The sequence below is a fragment of the Rhizobium sp. BE258 genome, assembly GCF_031457345.1.
Taxonomy (GTDB): domain Bacteria; phylum Pseudomonadota; class Alphaproteobacteria; order Rhizobiales; family Rhizobiaceae; genus Rhizobium.
The window spans coordinates 235,977-255,967 of the sequence record NZ_JAVDWL010000003.1 but is presented as its reverse complement, the minus strand read 5'-3'; the positions used below and the strand labels follow the sequence as shown (position 1 = coordinate 255,967).

At 62.0% G+C, this 19,991-nt stretch carries 23 protein-coding genes and 1 tRNA gene; 12 read left to right on the top strand and 12 right to left on the bottom strand.

The genetic code is table 11. The annotated features are described in order from the left end of the window. Nucleotides 1-4 precede the first annotated feature (4 nt). The 3 genes from J2X43_RS11735 to J2X43_RS11725 all read right to left on the bottom strand — a co-directional run bounded on the left by J2X43_RS11735 (nt 5) and on the right by J2X43_RS11725 (nt 3,849). A complete protein-coding gene (locus J2X43_RS11735; RefSeq protein ID WP_310294140.1) occupies nt 5-949 on the bottom strand; it encodes an alpha-E domain-containing protein in 945 nt (314 codons plus the stop codon). Further along, entirely contained in the window at nt 949-2,358 is a 1,410-nt protein-coding gene (locus J2X43_RS11730; protein ID WP_310294138.1) for a circularly permuted type 2 ATP-grasp protein, read from the bottom strand. Before J2X43_RS11730 ends, J2X43_RS11735 begins: the two co-directional genes overlap by 1 nt. A gap of 255 nt (nt 2,359-2,613) precedes the next feature. Next, nucleotides 2,614-3,849 carry an ROK family transcriptional regulator gene (locus tag J2X43_RS11725; RefSeq protein WP_112515555.1) on the bottom strand — a complete coding sequence of 412 codons (1,236 nt, stop codon included), beginning with the start codon at nt 3,847-3,849 and terminating at the stop codon, nt 2,614-2,616. A 225-nt stretch (nt 3,850-4,074) separates the two neighbouring features. On the opposite strand from J2X43_RS11725, the gene xylF reads away from it, so the two are divergent. The 4 genes from xylF (at nt 4,075) to J2X43_RS11705 (ending at nt 7,722) form a co-directional block, all read left to right on the top strand. Then, complete coding sequence (gene xylF / locus J2X43_RS11720; protein WP_310294136.1) at nt 4,075-5,115, top strand: D-xylose ABC transporter substrate-binding protein; 1,041 nt, start codon at nt 4,075-4,077, stop codon at nt 5,113-5,115. 252 nt (nt 5,116-5,367) lie between these two features. Beyond that, a complete protein-coding gene (locus tag J2X43_RS11715; protein ID WP_112515554.1) occupies nt 5,368-6,678 on the top strand; it encodes a sugar ABC transporter permease in 1,311 nt (436 codons plus the stop codon). Nucleotides 6,679-6,692: 14 nt separating this feature from the next. Further along, complete coding sequence (locus tag J2X43_RS11710; protein WP_112390230.1) at nt 6,693-7,475, top strand: ATP-binding cassette domain-containing protein; 783 nt, start codon at nt 6,693-6,695, stop codon at nt 7,473-7,475. A 170-nt stretch (nt 7,476-7,645) separates the two neighbouring features. Then, nucleotides 7,646-7,722, top strand: a tRNA-Arg gene (locus tag J2X43_RS11705). A 13-nt stretch (nt 7,723-7,735) separates the two neighbouring features. On the opposite strand, the gene J2X43_RS11700 is transcribed toward J2X43_RS11705, so the two are convergent. After that, the gene (locus tag J2X43_RS11700) at nt 7,736-7,951 is read right to left on the bottom strand and encodes a DUF6719 family protein (protein ID WP_112518557.1); all 216 of its coding nucleotides are present in this window, start codon (nt 7,949-7,951) and stop codon (nt 7,736-7,738) included. Nucleotides 7,952-8,211: 260 nt separating this feature from the next. On the opposite strand from J2X43_RS11700, the gene J2X43_RS11695 reads away from it, so the two are divergent. Further along, a complete protein-coding gene (locus J2X43_RS11695; RefSeq protein ID WP_310294133.1) occupies nt 8,212-9,321 on the top strand; it encodes a helix-turn-helix transcriptional regulator in 1,110 nt (369 codons plus the stop codon). A gap of 33 nt (nt 9,322-9,354) precedes the next feature. Here J2X43_RS11695 and J2X43_RS11690 read toward each other — a convergent pair whose 3' ends face one another. Next, nucleotides 9,355-9,537, bottom strand: coding sequence for a hypothetical protein (locus J2X43_RS11690; protein ID WP_310294131.1), 183 nt, complete (start codon nt 9,535-9,537; stop codon nt 9,355-9,357). Between the two features lie 103 nt (nt 9,538-9,640). Next, complete coding sequence (locus tag J2X43_RS11685; protein ID WP_310294130.1) at nt 9,641-10,033, bottom strand: FliM/FliN family flagellar motor switch protein; 393 nt, start codon at nt 10,031-10,033, stop codon at nt 9,641-9,643. Between the two features lie 385 nt (nt 10,034-10,418). Between J2X43_RS11685 and J2X43_RS11680 the strand changes: the two genes are divergently transcribed. Further along, entirely contained in the window at nt 10,419-10,859 is a 441-nt protein-coding gene (locus tag J2X43_RS11680; protein WP_310294128.1) for a hypothetical protein, read from the top strand. 56 nt (nt 10,860-10,915) lie between these two features. Here J2X43_RS11680 and J2X43_RS11675 read toward each other — a convergent pair whose 3' ends face one another. From J2X43_RS11675 to J2X43_RS11655, 5 genes are all read right to left on the bottom strand, one after another. Continuing rightward, complete coding sequence (locus J2X43_RS11675) at nt 10,916-11,125, bottom strand: hypothetical protein (RefSeq protein WP_112390223.1); 210 nt, start codon at nt 11,123-11,125, stop codon at nt 10,916-10,918. A gap of 42 nt (nt 11,126-11,167) precedes the next feature. Continuing rightward, nucleotides 11,168-11,410, bottom strand: a complete 243-nt coding sequence (rpsU, locus tag J2X43_RS11670; protein ID WP_112518562.1) for a 30S ribosomal protein S21 — start codon at nt 11,408-11,410, stop codon at nt 11,168-11,170. A 27-nt stretch (nt 11,411-11,437) separates the two neighbouring features. After that, entirely contained in the window at nt 11,438-11,722 is a 285-nt protein-coding gene (locus J2X43_RS11665) for a cold-shock protein (RefSeq protein WP_112390221.1), read from the bottom strand. A 110-nt stretch (nt 11,723-11,832) separates the two neighbouring features. Continuing rightward, a complete protein-coding gene (locus tag J2X43_RS11660; protein WP_112390220.1) occupies nt 11,833-12,042 on the bottom strand; it encodes a cold-shock protein in 210 nt (69 codons plus the stop codon). 353 nt (nt 12,043-12,395) lie between these two features. Beyond that, nucleotides 12,396-13,172: a methyltransferase domain-containing protein gene (locus tag J2X43_RS11655; RefSeq protein WP_310294125.1), complete on the bottom strand. Its 777-nt coding sequence runs from the start codon at nt 13,170-13,172 to the stop codon at nt 12,396-12,398. Between the two features lie 164 nt (nt 13,173-13,336). Between J2X43_RS11655 and J2X43_RS11650 the strand changes: the two genes are divergently transcribed. The 5 genes from J2X43_RS11650 (at nt 13,337) to J2X43_RS11630 (ending at nt 18,132) form a co-directional block, all read left to right on the top strand. Continuing rightward, entirely contained in the window at nt 13,337-14,230 is an 894-nt protein-coding gene (locus J2X43_RS11650; RefSeq protein WP_310294124.1) for a LysR substrate-binding domain-containing protein, read from the top strand. Nucleotides 14,231-14,245: 15 nt separating this feature from the next. Next, entirely contained in the window at nt 14,246-14,839 is a 594-nt protein-coding gene (locus J2X43_RS11645; protein WP_310294122.1) for a hypothetical protein, read from the top strand. After that, a complete protein-coding gene (locus J2X43_RS11640; RefSeq protein ID WP_310294120.1) occupies nt 14,832-15,617 on the top strand; it encodes a class II aldolase/adducin family protein in 786 nt (261 codons plus the stop codon). Before J2X43_RS11645 ends, J2X43_RS11640 begins: the two co-directional genes overlap by 8 nt. 35 nt (nt 15,618-15,652) lie before the next feature. Further along, on the top strand, nt 15,653-16,669 hold the full coding sequence (locus tag J2X43_RS11635) for an amidohydrolase family protein (RefSeq protein ID WP_310294118.1): 1,017 nt from the start codon (nt 15,653-15,655) through the stop codon (nt 16,667-16,669). A 92-nt stretch (nt 16,670-16,761) separates the two neighbouring features. Continuing rightward, entirely contained in the window at nt 16,762-18,132 is a 1,371-nt protein-coding gene (locus J2X43_RS11630) for an MFS transporter (RefSeq protein ID WP_310294890.1), read from the top strand. Here the strand turns inward: J2X43_RS11630 and J2X43_RS11625 are convergent. Then, a complete protein-coding gene (locus J2X43_RS11625) occupies nt 18,120-19,043 on the bottom strand; it encodes an AraC family transcriptional regulator (protein ID WP_310294116.1) in 924 nt (307 codons plus the stop codon). The genes J2X43_RS11630 and J2X43_RS11625 overlap by 13 nt on opposite strands. 89 nt (nt 19,044-19,132) lie before the next feature. Between J2X43_RS11625 and J2X43_RS11620 the strand changes: the two genes are divergently transcribed. Then, nucleotides 19,133-19,963 (top strand): SDR family oxidoreductase, encoded by an 831-nt coding sequence (locus tag J2X43_RS11620; RefSeq protein ID WP_310294114.1) that lies wholly within the window; start codon nt 19,133-19,135, stop codon nt 19,961-19,963. Nucleotides 19,964-19,991 lie beyond the last annotated feature (28 nt).

The window sequence follows — 19,991 nt, the reverse complement described above, 5'->3', positions numbered from 1 at the left end:
CCGCCTAAACATAAAACCGGTAGCCGTTGGTGATCTCGACGTTGAGCGAATTGTTGCGGTTGACGAACTCCTCGAGGAATTCGTGCAGCCCCTGATCGATCACGTCCTTGATCGCCCGCGAATGCAGCGAAGCGCGGATGGCATCCGCGGTGTCATGCGCCCTCAGCCGCTCGCCGCCATAGCTGCGCGAGATATAGCCGAGATTGGTGACGACCTTCTCGTAACAATAGGCGAGAGAGCGTGGCATCTGCCCGTTGAGGATCAGGAAGTCGGCAATATTCGCCGCCCGGTACTCGTCGTCATAAGCCCAGCTGTAGGACCGGTGCGCCGAGACCGAGCGCAGGATCGATTCCCACTGCACGTTATCGACCGACGAGCCCACCTGCGAAACCGACGGCAGCAGCACGTAATATTTCACGTCGAGAATGCGCGCCGTGTTGTCGGCACGCTCGATGAAGGTGCCGATGCGCGCGAAGTTGTAGAGCTCGTTGCGCAGCATCGAGCCGTGGAACGCCCCGCGGATCAGCCCTGCCTGCCGCTTGATGACATCGATGACTTCAGGCAGCTCCGCCGCCTTCAGCCGCTTCGAAAGCAGCGTTTTCAGCTCGATCCAGCATTCGTTGGTCGCTTCCCAGGTCTCGCGCGTCAGCGCCGTGCGGACCATACGGGCATTGTTACGGCCGCTGTCGATGCAGGCCATGACGCTCGACGGATTGGAGAGGTCGCGCAACAGATAATCGATCGCATCGGCGCTCGTCAGCTTCGTATGGCCCTCGTCATAGGCCTCGCGCACGCCCGCGCTCTGCAGCACGCCATCCCAATTGTCATCACCCGTCCCGCTACGCGTCAGCGACATGCGCAGGCCGGCATCAACGAGACGCGCGATATTTTCGGCGCGCTCGATGTAACGGAACATCCAGTAGAGGCCGTTTGCAGTTCTTCCGAGCATCAGTCCTCCAGTACCCAAGTGTCTTTGGTGCCGCCGCCCTGGCTGGAATTGACCACCAGCGAACCCTGCTTCAGCGCCACGCGGGTCAGCCCGCCCGGAATGATCTGTACCTTGTCGGAAACCAGCACATAGGGACGCAGGTCGACATGGCGCGGTGCAATCCCCTTGTTGACCAGGATCGGTACCGTCGACAGCGACAGCGTCGGCTGCGCGATATAGTTGTTCGGCCGCGCCTTCAGCTTCTCGGCGAAATCGGCGCGCTCCTTCCTGGATGCGGTCGGACCGACGAGCATGCCGTAGCCACCGGAGCCGTGGACCTCCTTGATCACAAGCTCCTCGATATGTTCGAGCACATATTTCAGGCTCGACGGTTCCGAACAGCGCCAGGTCGGCACGTTCTCGAGGATCGACTTGCGCCCGGTATAGAACTCGACGATCTCAGGCATGTAGGAATAGATCGCCTTGTCGTCGCAGATGCCGGTGCCTGGCGCGTTGGCGATGGTGATGTTGCCGGAGCGGTAGACATCCATGATGCCGGGAATGCCGAGCGCGGAATCGCTGCGGAAGGTCAGCGGATCGAGGAAGTCGTCGTCGACGCGGCGGTAGAGAACGTCGATCGCCTCGTAGCCACGCGTCGTGCGCATCTTCACCTTGCCGTCGATGACGCGCAGGTCCGACCCCTCGACGAGCTCGACGCCCATCGTATCGGCGAGGAACGAATGCTCGTAATAGGCGGAGTTGTAGATGCCAGGCGTCAGCACCGCCACACGCGGCCTGCCCTTGCAGCCGGGAGGCGCCAGCGATGCCAGGCTCTGGCGCAGCAGATAGGGATAGTCCTCGACGCGCTGCACCTTGTTCTCGTGGAACAGCTCCGGGAACATCTGCATCATCGTTTCCCGGTTCTCCAGCATGTAGCTGACACCGGATGGCGTACGCGCATTGTCCTCGAGGACGTAGAACTGGTCTTCACCGGTGCGAACGATGTCGGTACCGACGATATGCGTATAGACGCCGCCCGGCGGCCGGAAGCCGATCATCTCGGGCAGGAAGGTGACGTTGTTCTCGATCAGCTCGCGGGGAATGCGCCCGGCGCGGATGATCTCCTGCTTGTGATAGATATCGTCGAGAAAAGCATTCAGCGCGATGACACGCTGCTCGATGCCCTGCGCGAGCTTGCGCCACTCTCTTCCTGAGATGATGCGGGGGATGATGTCGAAGGGGATGAGCTTTTCGGAGGAGTCTGCATGTCCGTAGACTGCGAAGGTGATGCCGGTTTTCCGGAAGATGTTTTCCGCATCGCGGGATTTGGCAATCAGATGCGCCCTGTCCTGGGCATTGTACCACTCGAAGTATTTCTCATATGGCTGACGCGGACTTTCGTCCCCGGTAATCATTTCATCAAATGCCAAAGGTGTGGCTCCCCTTTTTTGTTCATTTGAATACAACGCAAATTGCAATGCAAGAACCATGCTCAGTTCGCGGGCAAGATTCGTAAAATCGTCTGAAACCCCGAAAAGCGCCGAAAAACTGGGCATTTAGAGAAGGATGGCGTGATGCGCGAAAGTTTCAATCGCCACCGCCGGCACAAAATATAAGCAATTGATGATTTTACGGTCGAGAACCCGATTCAATTCTCGGCAGCAGCAGGAAAGGGAAAGGTGGCCCTAAGCCGACCGCTCCAATCCCACCTGGCTGACACCACCCAGAATATCCTCGTCGAGAAGCGCCAGCGCGCGGCCGAGATGCCCCTCGAAAACCAGGTTGGTCTCGTCGGCAACGACCCGCAGTTCGGGCATGCCCTCCATGCGCACCACATGCGATTGCCCCAGCCCCTCCTCGATGCCCTGGCGCAACAGATCGTAGTAGCGCGTCCCGGGCCCGGTGATCGCCACCGGCATGCGTTCGGTGAGGCTGAGCATCCGCGACAGGCCATTGCCGAGCGCCAGTCCGGCCTGCCGGAAGGCAAAGGCCGACATGCGGTGACCCTGGCGGGCGCGGGCGGCAATCTTGTCGAGTTCCCCGACCGGCACGAACTTGGCGGGAATGGTATCGAGCGGCACTTCGAAGGCGGTGCGCAGGATGGCGTAGAAGCCGGCATGCGCCTCGATACAGCCCTTGGACCCGCAGCGGCAGAGCCCGCCATTTGCCAGATGCAGCATATGGCCGAAATTCGGCGCCGAGATTTCCTGCCCGCCATCGGCGCCGCGCCGGACGATGCCAAGGCCGATGCTGTGGCCGAGGGAGAGAGCAGCGAGCGAACGGAAATCCGCCCCCTTCACATTCTCCTCATGCGCGCCAAGGGCAGCGGCAACCAGCAGGGTCTCGTTGTCGAGGATCACCCGCGCCCGCCATTCCGGCCGCAGCAGCGTCTCGAAATCGATCTGGTCGGTGCCGAAGATCGGTGACCAGAGCAGCACCGGCTCGGCGGCATTGACCAGCCCCTTGCTGCTGATCGAGATCAGCAACACCCGCTCCTGGGCGATCCGCGACCGCTCGAGAATGCGGGCGAGACCTTCCTTGATGGCTTCGGCAAAAACCGCAGCCCCGGCCGGATCATGCGAGCGCCCCTCGCTGAAACGGTCGATCAGCTTGCCGGCGTAATCGACCAGCGAAAATTGCACGGCATCGGATGAGATGATGACGACGATAAGATAGCCGCAATCGCGCCGCGGCCGGAACAGCACGCGCGGCCGCCCGCGGCCGCTGGCCGCCTGCTGCTCGGAACGCTCGATGATCTCCGACTTCTCGAGATCGGCGGTGATCGCCGAAACGGTCGCCGAAGACAGCTTGGTGAAGTCGGATATCTCGGTATGCGCGAGCGCGCCGTGGCGGCGCAGGGCAGCGAGAACCAGCCCGCTATTCCTTTGCCGGACCGACTCCGTGCTCGATTTGGTCAGCATAAAGCCGCCCTTCCCCCGCTTCCGCCCTCGTTTCACAGGCCATCTACAACAACTTATGCGTGATGGATGATTCTGCCGGTAGTGGCCTGTTGACAGTTGAAAAAATCTCTGACACTTAATTTCTCGACTGTCGAGAAAATAATGCATTGTTGCTCGACAGTGATCCGCGGCGGCTGGAGGAACCACTGGCTGGGGCTGGCCGCTTATCACTCGGGAGGATAATTTATGAAGTCTATTATGAAGCTGATGGCGGGTGCCGCCATCCTCGTTTCCGTGCACACGGCTGCCATGGCGGCCGATCTCGTCGTTGGCGTTTCCTGGTCGAACTTCCAGGAAGAACGCTGGAAGACCGACGAGGCAGCCATCAAGAAGGCGCTGGAAGCCAAGGGCGCGAAGTACATTTCCGCTGACGCGCAGTCTTCCGCTGCCAAGCAGCTGACCGACGTCGAATCGCTGATCTCGCAGGGCGCCAACGCCCTCATCGTTCTGGCTCAGGACTCCGACGCAATCGGCCCGGCCATCGAAAAGGCTGCTGCCGAAGGCATTCCGGTTGTCGGTTACGACCGCCTGATCGAAAATCCGGCTGCCTTCTACATCACCTTCGACAACAAGGAAGTCGGCCGCCTGCAGGCTGAAGGCGTCTTCAAGGTCAAGCCTGAAGGCAACTACGTCTTCATCAAGGGCTCTTCGTCGGACCCGAACGCGGACTTCCTGTTCGCCGGCCAGATGGAAGTTCTGAAGGCTGCGGTTGACGCCGGCAAGATCAAGAACGTCGGCGAAGCCTATACCGACGGCTGGCTGCCGCAGAACGCACAGCGCAACATGGAACAGTTCCTGACCGCGAACAACAACAAGGTTGACGCCGTTGTTGCTTCGAACGACGGCACTGCCGGTGGCGCCGTTGCCGCTCTCGACGCACAGGGCATGGGTGGCACCGTACCGGTTTCCGGTCAGGACGCAGACAAGGCCGCTCTGAACCGCATCGCGCTCGGCACCCAGACGGTTTCCGTCTGGAAGGATAGCCGCGAACTCGGCAAGCGCGCTGCTGAAATCGCGCTCGACCTCGCTGGCGGCACGACCATGGACAAGATCCAGGGCGTTACCACCTTCGACGGCGGCCCGAAGAAGGTGAAGATGCAGTCGATCTTCCTGAAGCCGCAGGCCATCACCAAGGACAACCTGAACGTCGTCATCGACGCCGGCTGGATCTCGAAGGCTGAAGCTTGCCAGGGCGTCAAGGCCGGCAGCGTCAAGGCCTGCGACTAATCCTCGTAAGCTGATCAACAGGCCGGCGCCGCAGCGTTTCCGCTGCGGCGCCGGATGCGGATGCAGGCATCTTTCAGAAGCCTCCCCGCCTCGCAACGCCCCGCGAACGCTTTAATTCCCTGCCAGAATAACGCCGTCACCGACGCGGCTATTCCGGAAGCATCCCGGTGGTCATTTCGAAGAACAGGGCATCTCAGGCTGGGCTTTTCGGGCACCCGGCCAGGGCCCAAACAATGGGGGAACGGCAAACCCATGGCAGACATCACGCAATCCTCACCGGGTCATCCGCGCACCGCGGACGCAAACCCCATCACGCGCTTCCTGCGCGCCACCGAGATCGACACGCGCCTGCTCGGCATGGTCGCGGCACTGCTGGTCATCTGGATCGGCTTCCATCTCTATACCGACGGGCTTTTCCTCACCCCCCGCAACCTCTGGAACCTCTCGGTCCAGACGACGGAAATCGCCGTTCTCGCGACCGGCATGGTGCTTGTCATCGTCACCCGCAACATCGATCTGTCGATCGGCTCCATGCTCGGCCTCGTCGCCATGATCATGGGCGTCGTCCAGGCGAAATTCCTGCCGCAATATCTGGGCTTCGACAATTCCTGGACCTGGGTGATCACGCTGGCCGCGGGCCTCATCGCCGGCACGCTGATCGGCCTCTTCCAGGGCGTCATCATCGCCTTCATGGGCGTGCCCTCCTTCATCGTCACGCTCGGCGGCTTCCTCGCCTGGCGCGGCCTTGCCTGGTATGTCACGTCGGGCCAGACGGTCGCGCCCCTCGACACCACTTTCCGCATCATGGGCGGCGGTGCGGAAGGTGCCGTCGGCGCCACCTGGAGCTGGATCATCGGGCTTATCGCCTGCCTGCTGATCGTCATCGGCATCATCGGTTCGCGCCACCAGCGCAAGCGCTTCAATTTCCCGCGCCGCCCGCTCTGGGCGGAGTATTTCCTGGCCGTTCTCGGCTGCGCCCTCGTGCTCGGCGCCATCTGGGTCTCGACCATCTATTACTGGCCGGTGGCGATCGCCAAGAAATATGCCGAAGCCCACGCCATCGCCTGGCCCGAGACCGGACTGTTCATCTCCTACGGCATCGCCGTACCGGTGCTGATCGCCGTTCTCGTCGGCATCGTCATGACCTTCATCGCCACTCGCCTGCGCTTCGGCCGCTATGTCTTCGCCATCGGCGGCAACCCTGAAGCAGCCGAACTTGCCGGCATCAAAACCCGCTGGGTCACCGTCAAGATCTTCGCGCTGATGGGCTTCCTCGCAGCCGTTGCCGCGGCGATCTCGACCGCCCGCCTTAACGCGGCGGCGAATTCGCAGGGCACGACCTACGAGCTCTATACCATTGCCGCGGCCGTCATCGGCGGCACGTCGCTGGCAGGCGGCACCGGCACGGTCGCCGGCGCCATGCTCGGCGCGCTCGTCATGCAGTCGCTGCAGTCGGGCATGGGTCTCGCAAATGTGGATACCCCCATCCAGAACGTTGTGGTCGGTGCCGTCCTCGTCGTTGCCGTCTGGCTCGACACGGTCTACCGCTCGCGTGCGAAGTAAGAGGAGTACGAGTAATGACTGAACAACGCACTCCCCTTGTGGAACTGAAGAATATCTCGATCTCCTTCGGCGGCATCCACGCCGTCGACAACGCCTCGGTCGATCTCTACCCCGGCGAAGTCGTCGCCCTGCTCGGCCATAACGGCGCCGGCAAGTCGACGCTGATCAAGATCCTTTCAGGCGCCTACAAGCGCGACTCGGGCGATATCCTGATCAATGGAGAACCGGCCGATATCCGCAATCCGCGCGATGCCAAGAAATACGGCATCGAGACGATCTACCAGACGCTTGCCGTCGCCGATAATGTCGATGCCGCCGCCAACCTCTATCTCGGCCGCGAAATCCGCACCAAGTGGGGCACGCTCGACGACGTCGCCATGGAAGCTTCGGCCCGCGAGGTGATGGGACGCCTGAACCCGAACTTCCGCCGCTTCAAGGAGCCGGTGAAAGCGCTTTCGGGCGGCCAGCGGCAATCGGTGGCGATCGCCCGCGCGATCCTGTTCAACGCCCGCATCCTGATCATGGACGAGCCGACGGCAGCGCTCGGCCCCCAGGAAACGGCGCAGGTCGGCGAGCTGATCAAGCAGCTGAAGAAGGAAGGCATCGGCATCTTCCTGATCAGCCACGACATCCACGACGTCTTCGACCTCGCCGACCGCGTCTCGGTGATGAAGAACGGCCAGGTCGTCGGCCACGCCCGCACCGAAGACGTCACCAAGGACGAAGTCCTCGGCATGATCATCCTCGGCAAGGTCCCGCCCAAGGCCATCCCCGGCCCCGGCGCCATGCAGGTCTGAGACATCAGCACAACAGAAAGCCCGCCGCGCCAAGGCCCGGCGGGCTTTTCCTTAGAATTCCGGTGACACCGCCAGCCATTCCGCCGATTTCACCATTTGGCGATTGAAGAGCGCCGAAAGCTAGGCTAAGAACCACGACATCGGACAGGCGATTCAAACCGCCACGGCATGCACCCGTAGCTCAGCTGGATAGAGTGTTGGATTCCGATTCCAAAGGTCACAGGTTCGAATCCTGTCGGGTGCGCCAATCCTTTCTGACATCACCCCTTCGGCATTGGCACGCATTCTTTGATACGCGGATTTCCGGCTGTGGCGCCGGTCACCTGTTTCACCTGTCCGGGCGGGCAGGTGCCGTCATCGACAAGGACTTTCTTTCCGGTCGGTAGCGTTCCCTTTGCGGGCTCTTCCTTCAGGATCGATTGGCATCCGGCCAGTCCGAAAGCGATCAGAACGGCGAGCGAATATCTGAGTTTCATTGTATCCCCTTCCCCTTGATAAACGGGCGCAAGGGAAGCGTCCGGACAGACCCGTCCGTTCGCAAACCCCGCCCGTTTGTCGGTCTACAGCGCCTTCGCGTGCAGGGCATGCTCCACCTGGAGTATGGGCGGCGCACCTGGCGCCGTGCGGCCATCCGATGACCGGACGGCCATGTGACCATCTTCTTTTGAAGGGCTGGTCAATCCCGTGCCGATTTGCGACAACCAAGACGTGTTCTTGTGTTTTGCGAGCCTGAGAAATGCCGCAGCCTGCCGATGCCGCCATTCATCTGATCGATATGATTTACGGAAGCCTGTTCGGCGAATGCAGCTGGCAGGGCTTTCTGGATGCCGTCGCCAAGACTTCTCCCGACGGCAAGGCTGCTCTGCACTACCACGATCTTGCCTCGCCGGTTGCCCACGTTCCCTATATTTCAGGGTTCACCAAGGACGAGGTCGATCAGTTCAGCAATCACTTCGCGTCGGTCAATCCGTGGATCCCGCGCATGGGCCTTGTGCCGGTCGGCCGCGGGTTGTGCGGCGAGGATATCTTTGCCCGAAAGAACCTCGTCAAGACCGAATTCTACAATGACTGGCTGAAGCGACAGGCGGGCTGCGAAACCAGTATCGGCGTCTCCATCATCCGTGAAGAAGCCCGCACCTTCATTCTTTCGACAGCGACCTCCTCCTCCGATCCCGAGCGCAACAGGAAGGCCGCCGAGCGCTACACCCTGCTTGCCCCTCACCTGAAGCGCGCGTTTGATTTCATCCGCAAGCGCGACCTGCTTGCGCCTGACAATCAGGCGCTGCGAACGTTGTTCGACAGCATCGGTGCCGGCCTCATCTACGTGTCGGACAAACGCAAGGTGCGCTGGTCGAACCGCACGGCTGAAAACATCATCGCCGCCGGGTTTCCGTTTCGCGTCGCCGCCGATGGGCGGATCAGCATTCGATGCCAGAAGTCGGCGGCAGCCTTCGAGTGGCTCGCATCCCGCCACGACGGACAGAGGGGGCCCTATACCGCCATCGTCCAGGGCGACGGAAAGGAAGGCAGCTATCGCCTGACCATCGTCAGGCTTCAGTCGAGCGCATTCACGGAATTTCTGGAAGGGCCGACTGTTGCTGTCATTGCCGAGCCGATCGTGGCCGCCCCGTTGAAAGACCGGCAGAACGCCCTCATGGAAACCTCGAAACTGACGGTGACCGAAATCAAGGTCGCTCTCAGCGTCGCCTCGGGAAACACGCCACGGGAAGTCGCGACGGCCTATCAGATCAGCTACGAGACGGTCCGGACGCATCTTCGGAATATCTACTCCAAACTCGGCGTCAATTCGCAGGTGGCACTCGCCGCATTGCTGCTGGGGAGTTGAGCGGGCAAGCCCCTTCGGTTCCCCGCCGCCACCTCACCTCGCCCTCCGCCGTCCGGCCTGTTGAAAGGCCGCGGCATGGCTCCTCCGTACAGTTTCGACCTCCGTGAGCGCCGCTTCCACCAGCTGTCGCGCAGCACCCAGCTCCGGCTTGTCGCGCAGCATTTCGAGCACAGTCTTCAGATGGCTTTCGGTCATTATGCAGGCTCTCATCGTCATGATGTCTTCCTTGCAGTTTCCTTCGTGCCGGATGCCCCCGCAATCCTGACCGGCGCCGTTGCGGGCCTGATGGCCCATGCACTTGCCCCCAATGAAAACGCTCTCAACCTGCGAGACGAACGATCCGCACGCCGACGACATTGTCATCGGCATCGGCAACGATTTCGCCGTGGCCGATCAGCCGGCCATTGACCAGCAGCTCGACCGGTTCGCCGAAACGGCTATCCAGCCGGAAGCTGTGACCCGGATCGACCCGCATCAACTCGGCAACCGAAACACGCGCCCGCCCGATCACCACCTCGATTTCGACAGGAATGTCGTTTACCTTTTTGCGCAGCTCCGGACGCTGCGCCTCCACAACTTCCGGCGGTACGGCGGAGAACAGCAGATCTGCCTCATGCTGACGCAGGCGTTGCCAGGCAGCTCCGGTTCTGGCCACGCCGTCACCGGCGCTATCTGGTCCGATCGGCGGCAGGTCATCGGAAATATTAGACATAAAACACCATCTTAAGGAAAATCATCAGGGTCGGCCAAAAGCCGCCCAGCCATTTTAGGGTGCTTGAGCCCTGGCACGGGCCGGAAATTCCAATTGCCAGGCGATCAACCTTAACGAAGGGTTACGGTCCACAGCGGCCACGTTGCAGCCTTTCCGTTTCGATACAGAATACCTGTCCGGGCATGGCCAGCGGCCATCGCCGGCGACCCACCGCAGCCGCGTTCGGGCGAACCGCTGCCCGACTCACCCTGCCCGCGGCCGGCAGCTCTCCGGGCAGGAAATCATCAACATCTTTGCATCGGGGCACACGCAATGCGCGTTGCCTTTCCGGCTTGCGGCGGCTACATGGTTAAAAATTCGTTAATATCTTTTTCGCAGTCATTTCATGTTGAATTCGAACACCCACCGCAACTACCTGTCGCGGCTTGCCTTTGCGGGCGATAGCGCCGAGCCTGCCTATCATCGGGTCAATCTGGCTGCCCGGGCGCTCTGCCCGGTCAAGGGCGTGAAGTCCTTCACGGCCCGGCAGGTGCGCATCGTCAGCATCAGCGAGACCGGCGCCATATTGCAGGCGCGCGGCATCGAGCAGCTGACCGCGCACTTCTATCTCTGTCTCGGAACATCGGAAATTTTCATCACCTGCGCGCAGATCCGGCAGCAGGAAGGCAGCGTCTTCGTGCGTTTTTCGAAGCCTGAGGAGAGCGCCTTCATCCGCGCCTTGGCGGAGATCACCTTCCCGATGACCACGCTGCAGACGCTGCGTGGACAATCGGCCCGCGCCATTGAGGCGCGCATTCACCGGCCGAAAACAACAGCCCGGGGCTGATATGCCCAGACGCGAAAACGCCGCCTGACGGCGGCGTTCTCAAGATGAGAATGAACTCAGGATTTCTTGCTGGCCGCGCGTGTTTTCTTCGCGGGCGGCTCGGCTACGGGCTGCGCCAAACGCAGCGCCCGCAGTCTCTCGGTCTTCTTCTGCCGCTCGATGAGCTCGCCGGCCATGATCTCTTTGGCCATCGAGGCGGTGTTTTCCGCCTTCGCCTGCGCCGAAAGCTTTTCGGGCTTGAAGAGATTGTCTTTCGTCTTGGTCATGCTTTCCTCCTTCAGGAGTGCCTGTCCCGGTATGACGGTCGGTTAGCGGGCGCGCGCCAGGATCTTCTTCTTCGGAGCCGGCAGGAGGCCTTCGCGCTGAGCCTGCTTGCGAGCAAGCTTGCGGGCGCGGCGGATCGCTTCGCCCTTTTCGCGAGCGCGCTTTTCAGAAGGCTTTTCATAGGCGCTGCGCGCCTTCATTTCGCGAAACACACCCTCGCGCTGCATCTTCTTCTTCAAGACGCGAAGAGCCTGATCGACGTTGTTATCCCGGACGAGTACCTGCAAGACGTCTCCTTAATCGGCCAACGGCCGTTATTTCTTGATGCGGATCGTGTTCGAATTGATCCAGCTCGATTTCGGGCTTTCCGTCACCTTGACCTCGGCGGCGGGGCGGCCTGACGATGCCAGAACGTCGATATCGTCCTGGCGGACGCTTCGCTCGCAATTCTCGTTCTGGAATCTGACGCGGTAATGGACGAAGCCCTGTGCTGCCGGCATGACAGACACGACGCGGCCGGCGCCGCCCGGCTGGACGCTTCCAAGAATTCCCGGCTTCAGAACGATGCTATCGCCCGGCCGGTAGTGGCGGTTCGTCATGCCGTTCTCCGTATCAGATGAAAAAACAAAAGGCCGGGACTAATCCCGACCTTCCTCCGTCATCGTCTCAGCGCGCCAGTACATCCGTGGTCGCGCGAGCCGTGACAAATTCATTCAGCCTGCAGGTTGTCCGCCGAGTTCTTGCCGGACTTGCGGTCCTGCACGATGTCGAAACGGATCTTCTGTCCGTCTGCGAGCGAGCGCAGGCCTGCGCGTTCAACTGCAGAAATGTGGACGAAAACGTCTGCGCCGCCGTTGTCAGCCTGGATAAAGCCGAAACCCTTGGTGGCGTTGAACCACTTGACTGTACCTGTATTCATAACGATCTCCTTTCAAAGCAACCGTTGTTTTTTCCGCGATACTTTGCGGACCTAGATCGATTATTTGGAAGGAAATCTGAAGAGGCAAAAGCGCTCTTGAGCGACGTCACAAGCAATGGTCGATGAACCCAATATAGGATCAATTTGAAATTTAGCAACGGGCAACGGCAAGAAACTTCGCCGGTTTTAAAATTTTATCCCGCAGTTTGCTGATTTCGTTGAATTTCGTTTCCGATAAAATCCGAAAGCTGAAAGAAACTTCTATCGGTTTTATCGCCATCCGGCAAGGCAGCCCCTTCGCTGCATAGGCGACGGGACTGCCTGAAAGCTGTGAGTTGTAAGCCGCTATCCGTTCACGGCGTCGAAACGATCAGCCGCAGCGATCCCTCGAAGAACGGCTGCGAGCGAAGTTCGCCATAGCGTCTGTCCCAGCTGCCATCGTTCAGATCGCGGCCGAGCTCTTCGGCGAAGCGCTCGCCAACGGAAGCATCGACGAAGCTCCAGGCCGAGTTGGCAAGCCGTGCGCCGGGATCAAGCAGCCGCTCGGGGCGGCCGTAATAGCCTTCGCTGAAGCCGTCGGTGCAGTGAAGCGGGATCGGCACTGGCTTGATCTCGATCATCCCACCCAAGGCGCCGGAGATGGCCGCAAGCGGCGGATAACGGCTGGCCTCGACTGCGATCATTTCAGGGGCGTAGGCGTGCAGCCACGAGCGATGCAGCTCGTCCGGGTCGCAGCTCAGCACCGCGACAGGTCCGCGCGTCACACGGCGCATCGCGGCAAGGCCGGCCTTGAGGTCAGACCATTGGTGAACAGAGAAGGTCGTCATGCTGGCATCGAAGCTGTCATCGGCGAAGGGCAGCTTTTCCGCCACCGCGTCGATCGCCACCGGCAGATGCGCCGGACGCTGCGCGCGCATCGAGGCCGAAGGCTCGACGGCGGTCACCGCGCGATCGGTCGGCTCGTAGGAACCGGCGCCGGCGCCGACATTGAGCACCGTCCGGGCATCCCCCAGCGCGCTCCAGATGAAGGCGGCGATATGGGGATCGGGCTGCCGGTACCGGGTATAATTGGTGCCGATCACGCCGTAATTGGCGTCGCCGGCACTTCCGTCTACATGTCTGCTGTTCATGATTCCATCCTTTGGCAGGCAAAGCTTCGCCCTGCCGAATGCCTGGGCATCCAGCACCTGTTGTGCGCTCAGCGGCTTTGCCTTAGTGTTGCAACTGGAGAAAACATCATATTCTCCGGGATGAAAACCGATAAGCTCGAACACAGATTGTTCCTAAAACGCACATGGCAAGACGTCTGCCCTCCCTCAATGCGCTCCGCGCCTTCGAAGCCGCAGGCCGCCACGGCCGCATGACGCTGGCGGCCGAAGAGCTGAACGTGACGCACAGCGCCATCAGCCGCCAGATCCAGCATCTGGAGGAGGTTCTCGGCGTAGCGTTGTTCGAAGGACCGAAAAACAGGATGCGGCTGACGGAGGCTGGCCAGACGCTGCTGCCGGGGCTGGTCGCTGCCTTCGATCAGATCGACATGTCGGTGCGCGCCGTTGCCGATACCGGCGATGGCCCGCTCGATGTCTCCTGCCCCGGCACCTTCACGATGCGCTGGCTGATCCCGCGGCTTTATCGCTTCCAGGCCGAACATCCCAGTATCGACGTACGGCTGACGGCCTCGTCCCGGCCGGTCGATTTTGCCCGCGACGGCTTCGACGTGGCGATCCGTGTCGGCACGGCACCCTGGCCTGAGGGCGCCGATGTCATCCCGCTCTTTCCCGAACAGACCGGACCGGTGGTCTCTCCGGCCCTGTCGGCACAGATCGGCGGCCTGCCGCAGCTGCACACCAAGACCCGGCTCCGCGCCTGGGGCGACTGGCTGGCGCGCTCGGGTTTAAACATCGAGAGCGGACCGCGCGTCGAATACGAACACTTCTATTTCATGCTGGAAGCGGCAGGCGCAGGGCTCGGCGTCTGCGTCGCGCCCTGGCCCTACGTCACGGACGACATCCGCGACAACAGGCTGGCGGCCCCCTTCGGCTTTCTCGACAGCGGCCACGAATATGTGGCGCTGCGCCGCGCGAGGCGGAACCGCAAATCCGTCATCTTCTGCGAGTGGTTGCGGGCCGAGGCCGAAGCCTTCGTCTCGACACATCCCGCCCCGAGGCGGGATGCGCCGGGTTCCTAGCCGCTGCCGAGCTTCTTGTCCGGAAACACCTGGTATTCGGAGCTCGATGAGGACGTCGATTTCAAGCTTCCCTCAGGCCTGAAGCTGCACAAGATCGGCGAGGACAAGTCGATCGAGCAGATGCTTGTCGACGGCGAGATCGACGCCCTGCTACACCCTGATCTGATTGCCCCGATCAAGAAGCGCGACCCGCGCGTCGGCCGTCTCTTCCCCGACTACAAGGCCGAGGAGATCGCCTATTACGAGCGCACCGGCATCTTCCCGATTATGCATGTCATGGGCATCCGCCCGGAGATTGTCGCCCGCCACCCCTGGGTGCCGATCAATCTCTACATCGCCTTCGAGGAAGCCAAGCAGATCGCCATGAAGCGCATGGAAAACCCGCGCATCGTGCCGCTCGCCTGGTATCGCGAGGCCTGGGAGGAACAGCAGGCGATCATGGGCGACGATCCCTGGGCCTACGGCCTCGACGGCCAGAACGCCAGGACGCTGGAAACCGTGATCGGCTACGCGCACCAGCAGGGTCTGATCGACCACAAGGTGGCCCCCACCGATCTCTTCCTCGACATCTCGCAGGGCCGCAAACGCGGCGACAAGCACCGTGTGTAGCGCCTGCGACGACAGCAGCACCGCATTCGAACCGGCCTGGTCCGGCAGCGGCATCCGCTGCGACAATTCCTCGGAGAACAAGACGATGCATGAAGACCTGAAGCAGCGGATGATCGAGGCAGGCCGCATTCTGGAAGCCGCCGGCCAGGGCGACTGGACCCGTGGCCACGTCTCAATCCGCGTCCCCGATCAGCCCGATCGCTTCTACATGAAGCCGTCGAAATTCGGCCTCGAGGAGATCACCCTCGACAACATCATCACCGTCGATCTCGACGGCGAGAAGGTCGATGGCGAGTTCGGCCGCCACAACGAGGTCTATATTCATTCCGAGGTGCTGCGCGCCCGGCCGGATCTGAACGCTGTCGTTCATACCCACGCGCCCTATGCCACCGCCTTCTCGGCGCTCGGCAAGCCGCTGCAGCCGGTCGGCCACCCGGGCTCGATCTTCGCCGAGGGCCTGCCGGTCTTCTCGGAAACCACGGAGTTGATCACCACCGCCGAGCGCGGCAAGGCGGTTGCCGCCTGCCTCGGCGAGCATGGCGCCATGCTCTTGCAGAACCACGGCATCGTCACCGCCGCCGCCAGCATCGAGCAGGCGATCTATCTGGCGCTGTCGCTCGAAAACGCCTGCATGATGCAGCTGTGGGTCGAGGCTGCCGGCGGCGCCAAGGCGCTCGGCAAGCCCGAGGATATCAAGGCCAAGCGCAAGCACATGTTCCGCGACGAGATGTTCAAGGCGACCTTCGCCTATCTCGTCCGCCGCCTGAAGCGCGGCTGAAGCGGCCAGACATAGACGACTGAGGAGGAGTCCCCATGTATTATATCGACGCGTTCAACCATTTCTTCCCGAAGGCGCTCTGGGAGCGCATCCAGAAGCTCGAAGGCGCCGGCAAGGATATCGGCCGTCGCATGCAGGGCGTACCCTGCATCTACGATCTCGAAACCCGCTTCCGCGTCATGGACGAGTTTCCTGACTACCGGCAGATCATCTCGCTCGGCATGCCGCCGCTGGAAGCCATGGGCGGTCCGGAACTCGCCACCGAATTTGCCCGCATCGCCAATGACGGCCAGGCCGAACTCGTCGAGAAATATCCCGAGCGCTTCGCCGGCTTCGTCGCCGCGCTGCCGATGAACGCGCCCGACGCTGCCGTTCGCGAGGCCGAACGCGCCTTCACCGAACTCGGCGCCAACGGCTTGCAGATCCACACCAACGTTAACGGCGCGCCGCTTGACGAGGAGCGCTTCTTCCCGATCTTCGAAGTCGCCGCCAAGCACAACAAGCCGGTGCTGCTGCACCCCTCGCGCAATGCCTCGATGACCGACTACGCCACCGAGGACAAATCGAAATACGAGATCTGGTGGACCTTCGGCTGGCCCTACGAGACCAGCGCCGCCATGGCCCGTCTGGTCTTCTCCGGCTTCATGGACCGCCTGCCCAACCTGAAGGTTCTCGCCCACCACATGGGCGCCATGGTGCCCTATTTCGAAGGACGCGTCGGCCCGGGCTGGGACCAGCTCGGCAAGCGCACCACGGATGAGGACCTGACGCTGGTGCTGAAGCGCCTGAAGAAGCGCCCGCTCGATTACTTCAAGGATTTCTACGCCGACACCGCCGTCTTTGGCTCGAAGGCAGCCACCATCTGCGGCCTGGAATTCTACGGCAGCGACCGCATCCTCTTCGCCTCGGATTCGCCCTTCGATCCCGAAAAGGGTCCGGGCTATATCCGTGACACGCTGAAGATCCTGAATTCGCTCGACCTTCCCAAGGAAGACATGGAAAAGATCTGCTTCCGCAATGCCGAGGCCCTGTTCGGGCTGAAGGGCAGATAACCTGCGAGAAGTTGAACTGGTGCGCGGCCGCAATGCGTCCTATAACGGCCGCGCATCATTGACCGGACATATCCTTGCCCCGCCTTACGCCGATCATTCTCGCCATCGCCCTGTTCATGGAGCGCATGGATTCGACGATCATCGCGACGAGCCTGCCGGCAATCGCCGCCGATATCGGCACCTCGCCGATCGCCCTGAAACTGGCCGTCACCAGCTACCTTGTAGCACTCGCCGTCTTCATTCCGATCAGCGGCTGGATGGCGGATCGCTTCGGCGCTCTCAACATCTTCCGCACCGCCATCGGCGTCTTCATGATCGGTTCGATCGGCTGCGCCTTCTCGGGCTCGATCGGCGCCTTCGTCTTCTGGCGGCTGGTGCAGGGTGCCGGCGGCTCGATGATGACGCCCGTCAGCCGCCTTCTGCTGGTACGCGGAACGCCGAAACACCAGCTGGTCGATGCGCTCGCCTGGCTCACCATCCCCGCTCTCGTCGGCCCGATCCTCGGCCCGCCCGTCGGCGGCTTCTTCACCACCTATCTCAGCTGGCACTGGATCTTCTGGATCAATGTGCCGATCGGCATAGCCGGCACCATTCTCGTCACGAAGCTATTGCCACCCGTCGAGCCGCGTGAACCGAAGCCGCTCGATTTTACCGGCTTCTTTCTCTCGGGGATCGGCTTCAGCGCCTTCGTCTTCGGCATTTCCGTCGTCAGCCTGCCGGCGCTGCCGATGTATTACGGCTATACGACGATCGCGATCGGCATACTCATGGGCATTGCCTATCTCTGGCATGCCAAGCGCACCGAGCATCCGCTGCTCGACCCGCGGATGTTCCGCTATCCGATCTTCCGCGCTTCCATCATCGGCGCCTCGAATTTCCGCATGGGGCTCGGCGCCCTGCCCTTCCTGATGCCACTGATGCTGCAGCTCGGCTTCGGGCTGACACCCTTCCAGTCGGGCATGGTGACCTTCATCACCGCGGTGGGATCGCTGAGCTCGAAATTCGGCGCCGCCCGCACCTTCGCGCTCTTCGGCTTCCGCCGCATCCTGATCGTCACCACCTTCATCTCCGCCATTCTGCTCGGCATCAACGCGCTCTTCCATCCGGGCACGCCGATGTGGCTAATCATGGGCTGCCTGCTGATCGGCGGCATCCTGCGCTCGATGGCCTTCTCCGGCATCAGCGCCATGTCCTTCGGCGATGTCGACGAGGCCGATACCGGCCAGGCGACGGCGATCAATGCGGTGGCCCAGCGCGTCTCGATGGCCATGGGCGTGGCGGTAGCGGGCGCCTCGCTCGATATCACCAGCAGCCTGCATGGCGGCGGGCTGCTGCTCTCGGATTTCCACATCGCCTTCGCCGTCGTCGGTCTGGTCTCCGCCTCCAGCGTCATCACCTTCTGGCGCCTGCCGCCACAGGCCGGCGACGACCTCGTCCGCCGCCGTCCGCGTCACGCCGATTGAGCTGATCTATCCCCTAGCGCACGGCCGAACTCGCGCGGTGAACAGCCGTTGTGGCGGCGAAACGCGGTACTGAACGCGCTGGCAGAGTCATAACCGATGTCGCCGGCAAGACGCTCGAGGCTGATATCGCCACGGCTCAGCGCATCGCGCGCCAGCGCCATCCGCCACTGCGCGAGATAGTCGATCGGCGTCGTGCCAAGAGCCTCGGCAAAGCGGGCGGCAAAGGCCGAGCGCGACATGCCCGCCAGCTTCGCCAGCCCCTCGACGGTCCAGCGCGCACAGACATCGGCATGCATCGCCCGCAAAGCACGGGCGAGCGAGGGATCACGCATCGAACGCAGCATGCCCGATGTCACCGGCCCGGCATCCATACCGCCGCCCCAGCGCAGCGCCTCGACCAGCATCACCTCCAGCAGCCGCTCGACCACCGGTTCGCGGCCCGGCCGGTCGGCCACGCTCTCTTCCATGATCAGCGCGATGATGCGCTTCAGCCGGTCGGCCTCGCCCTCATCGGCACGGATATGGATGATCCCGGGCAGCAGTGCCAGCAGCAGCCCTGCATTGACCGGCTCGATCTGGAAGCCGCCGCCGAGCATCCGGAAATCCGCCTCGCCTTCCGCCTCGCCATGCCGCACCGGCTGATCGGTGGGTTCGCGCGGCAGCCGCTCTGCCTCGGCATGACTGAACAGCGAGAACGCCGGCGTCGATGGAATGAGAATGAAATCGCCGGCTGCAAGCCGGATCGGCGCTTCCTCGTCAAACTGAAGGAAGCAGGCACCCTCGAGTACAATGGCAAATCCAGGCGCCCCATAGGGACGGTAGCGCGCGCCCCATTTGCCGCGGCCGGTGATCGGCTTGGAGACGGCGGCATGCGGCCGAAGCAGGCCAATGAGGTCGCTGAAAGGATCCATGATGGACGATCTACAATGTTTTATGGATTTCTGATTATAGATCGTCTTTGAGACTTGTCTATGCTCCCTGACAACGAAAGGAGCCCGACATGGCCAAGACGATGATGATCACAGGAAGCTCGACAGGATACGGAAAGGCAGCAGCAGAGTTCTTCCTCGACAAGGGGTGGAACGTGCTGGCGACGATGCGACAGCCGGAGAAGGCGGCCTTCGCGGATAAAACCGGCCGCCTCAAGGTCCTGCCGCTCGATATTACCAGCGACGACAGCATCCGCGCGGCGATCGCCTCCGGCATCGAAGCCTTCGGCACGATAGACGCCTTCGTCAACAATGCCGGGATCGGCCTCGCCTCAGCCTTCGAGGCAACACCCGATGCGGTCACCCGTGAAATCTTCGAAACCAATAGCTTCGGCGTCTTCACCGCCTGCCGGGCGATCATTCCGGTGATGCGCAGACAGGGCGGCGGCACCATCATCAACGTCACATCGAGCGCCGGCATCGGCCCAATGCCGATGGTCGCCGTCTACTGCGCCAGCAAATGGGCCGTCGAGGGTTTCACGGAATCGCTTGCCTACGAACTCGAACCCTTCGGCATCAAGGCTCGCCTCGTCGAGCCCGGCTATGCGCCGACAACTAGCTTCACGGCCAATAGCGGCGACCGCATGAACGGCCTGATCCCGGATGACTACGGCACATATGCGCAGACCTATTTCCAGAAGATGGCAAACTACCCGACGCCCTACTGCAACGAGCAGGAAGTGGCCGAGGCGATCTTCGCGGCGGCGACGGACGAGGCAAGGCAAGTGCGCTACCTGGCTGGAGCCGATACCAGGATGGTCGCCGATCTCCGCTGGACGACATCAGACGCCCACTACACTGAGACGATGCGGAAAACCTTCAGCCCGCAGGGCGGCGAGTAGCAAAAGCATGGCCGCCGCAGCCGACCAG

Coding starts and splice junctions, on each gene's coding strand:
- J2X43_RS11735 (WP_310294140.1), bottom strand. CDS start 949: ATGCTCGGAAGAACTGCAAACGGCCTCTACTGGATGTTCCGTTACATC.
- J2X43_RS11725 (WP_112515555.1), bottom strand. CDS start 3,849: ATGCTGACCAAATCGAGCACGGAGTCGGTCCGGCAAAGGAATAGCGGG.
- xylF (WP_310294136.1), top strand. CDS start 4,075: ATGAAGTCTATTATGAAGCTGATGGCGGGTGCCGCCATCCTCGTTTCC.
- J2X43_RS11715 (WP_112515554.1), top strand. CDS start 5,368: ATGGCAGACATCACGCAATCCTCACCGGGTCATCCGCGCACCGCGGAC.
- J2X43_RS11710 (WP_112390230.1), top strand. CDS start 6,693: ATGACTGAACAACGCACTCCCCTTGTGGAACTGAAGAATATCTCGATC.
- J2X43_RS11700 (WP_112518557.1), bottom strand. CDS start 7,951: ATGAAACTCAGATATTCGCTCGCCGTTCTGATCGCTTTCGGACTGGCC.
- J2X43_RS11695 (WP_310294133.1), top strand. CDS start 8,212: ATGCCGCAGCCTGCCGATGCCGCCATTCATCTGATCGATATGATTTAC.
- J2X43_RS11690 (WP_310294131.1), bottom strand. CDS start 9,537: ATGACGATGAGAGCCTGCATAATGACCGAAAGCCATCTGAAGACTGTG.
- J2X43_RS11685 (WP_310294130.1), bottom strand. CDS start 10,033: ATGTCTAATATTTCCGATGACCTGCCGCCGATCGGACCAGATAGCGCC.
- J2X43_RS11680 (WP_310294128.1), top strand. CDS start 10,419: ATGTTGAATTCGAACACCCACCGCAACTACCTGTCGCGGCTTGCCTTT.
- J2X43_RS11675 (WP_112390223.1), bottom strand. CDS start 11,125: ATGACCAAGACGAAAGACAATCTCTTCAAGCCCGAAAAGCTTTCGGCG.
- J2X43_RS11665 (WP_112390221.1), bottom strand. CDS start 11,722: ATGACGAACCGCCACTACCGGCCGGGCGATAGCATCGTTCTGAAGCCG.
- J2X43_RS11660 (WP_112390220.1), bottom strand. CDS start 12,042: ATGAATACAGGTACAGTCAAGTGGTTCAACGCCACCAAGGGTTTCGGC.
- J2X43_RS11655 (WP_310294125.1), bottom strand. CDS start 13,172: ATGAACAGCAGACATGTAGACGGAAGTGCCGGCGACGCCAATTACGGC.
- J2X43_RS11650 (WP_310294124.1), top strand. CDS start 13,337: ATGGCAAGACGTCTGCCCTCCCTCAATGCGCTCCGCGCCTTCGAAGCC.
- J2X43_RS11635 (WP_310294118.1), top strand. CDS start 15,653: ATGTATTATATCGACGCGTTCAACCATTTCTTCCCGAAGGCGCTCTGG.
- J2X43_RS11625 (WP_310294116.1), bottom strand. CDS start 19,043: ATGGATCCTTTCAGCGACCTCATTGGCCTGCTTCGGCCGCATGCCGCC.
- J2X43_RS11620 (WP_310294114.1), top strand. CDS start 19,133: ATGGCCAAGACGATGATGATCACAGGAAGCTCGACAGGATACGGAAAG.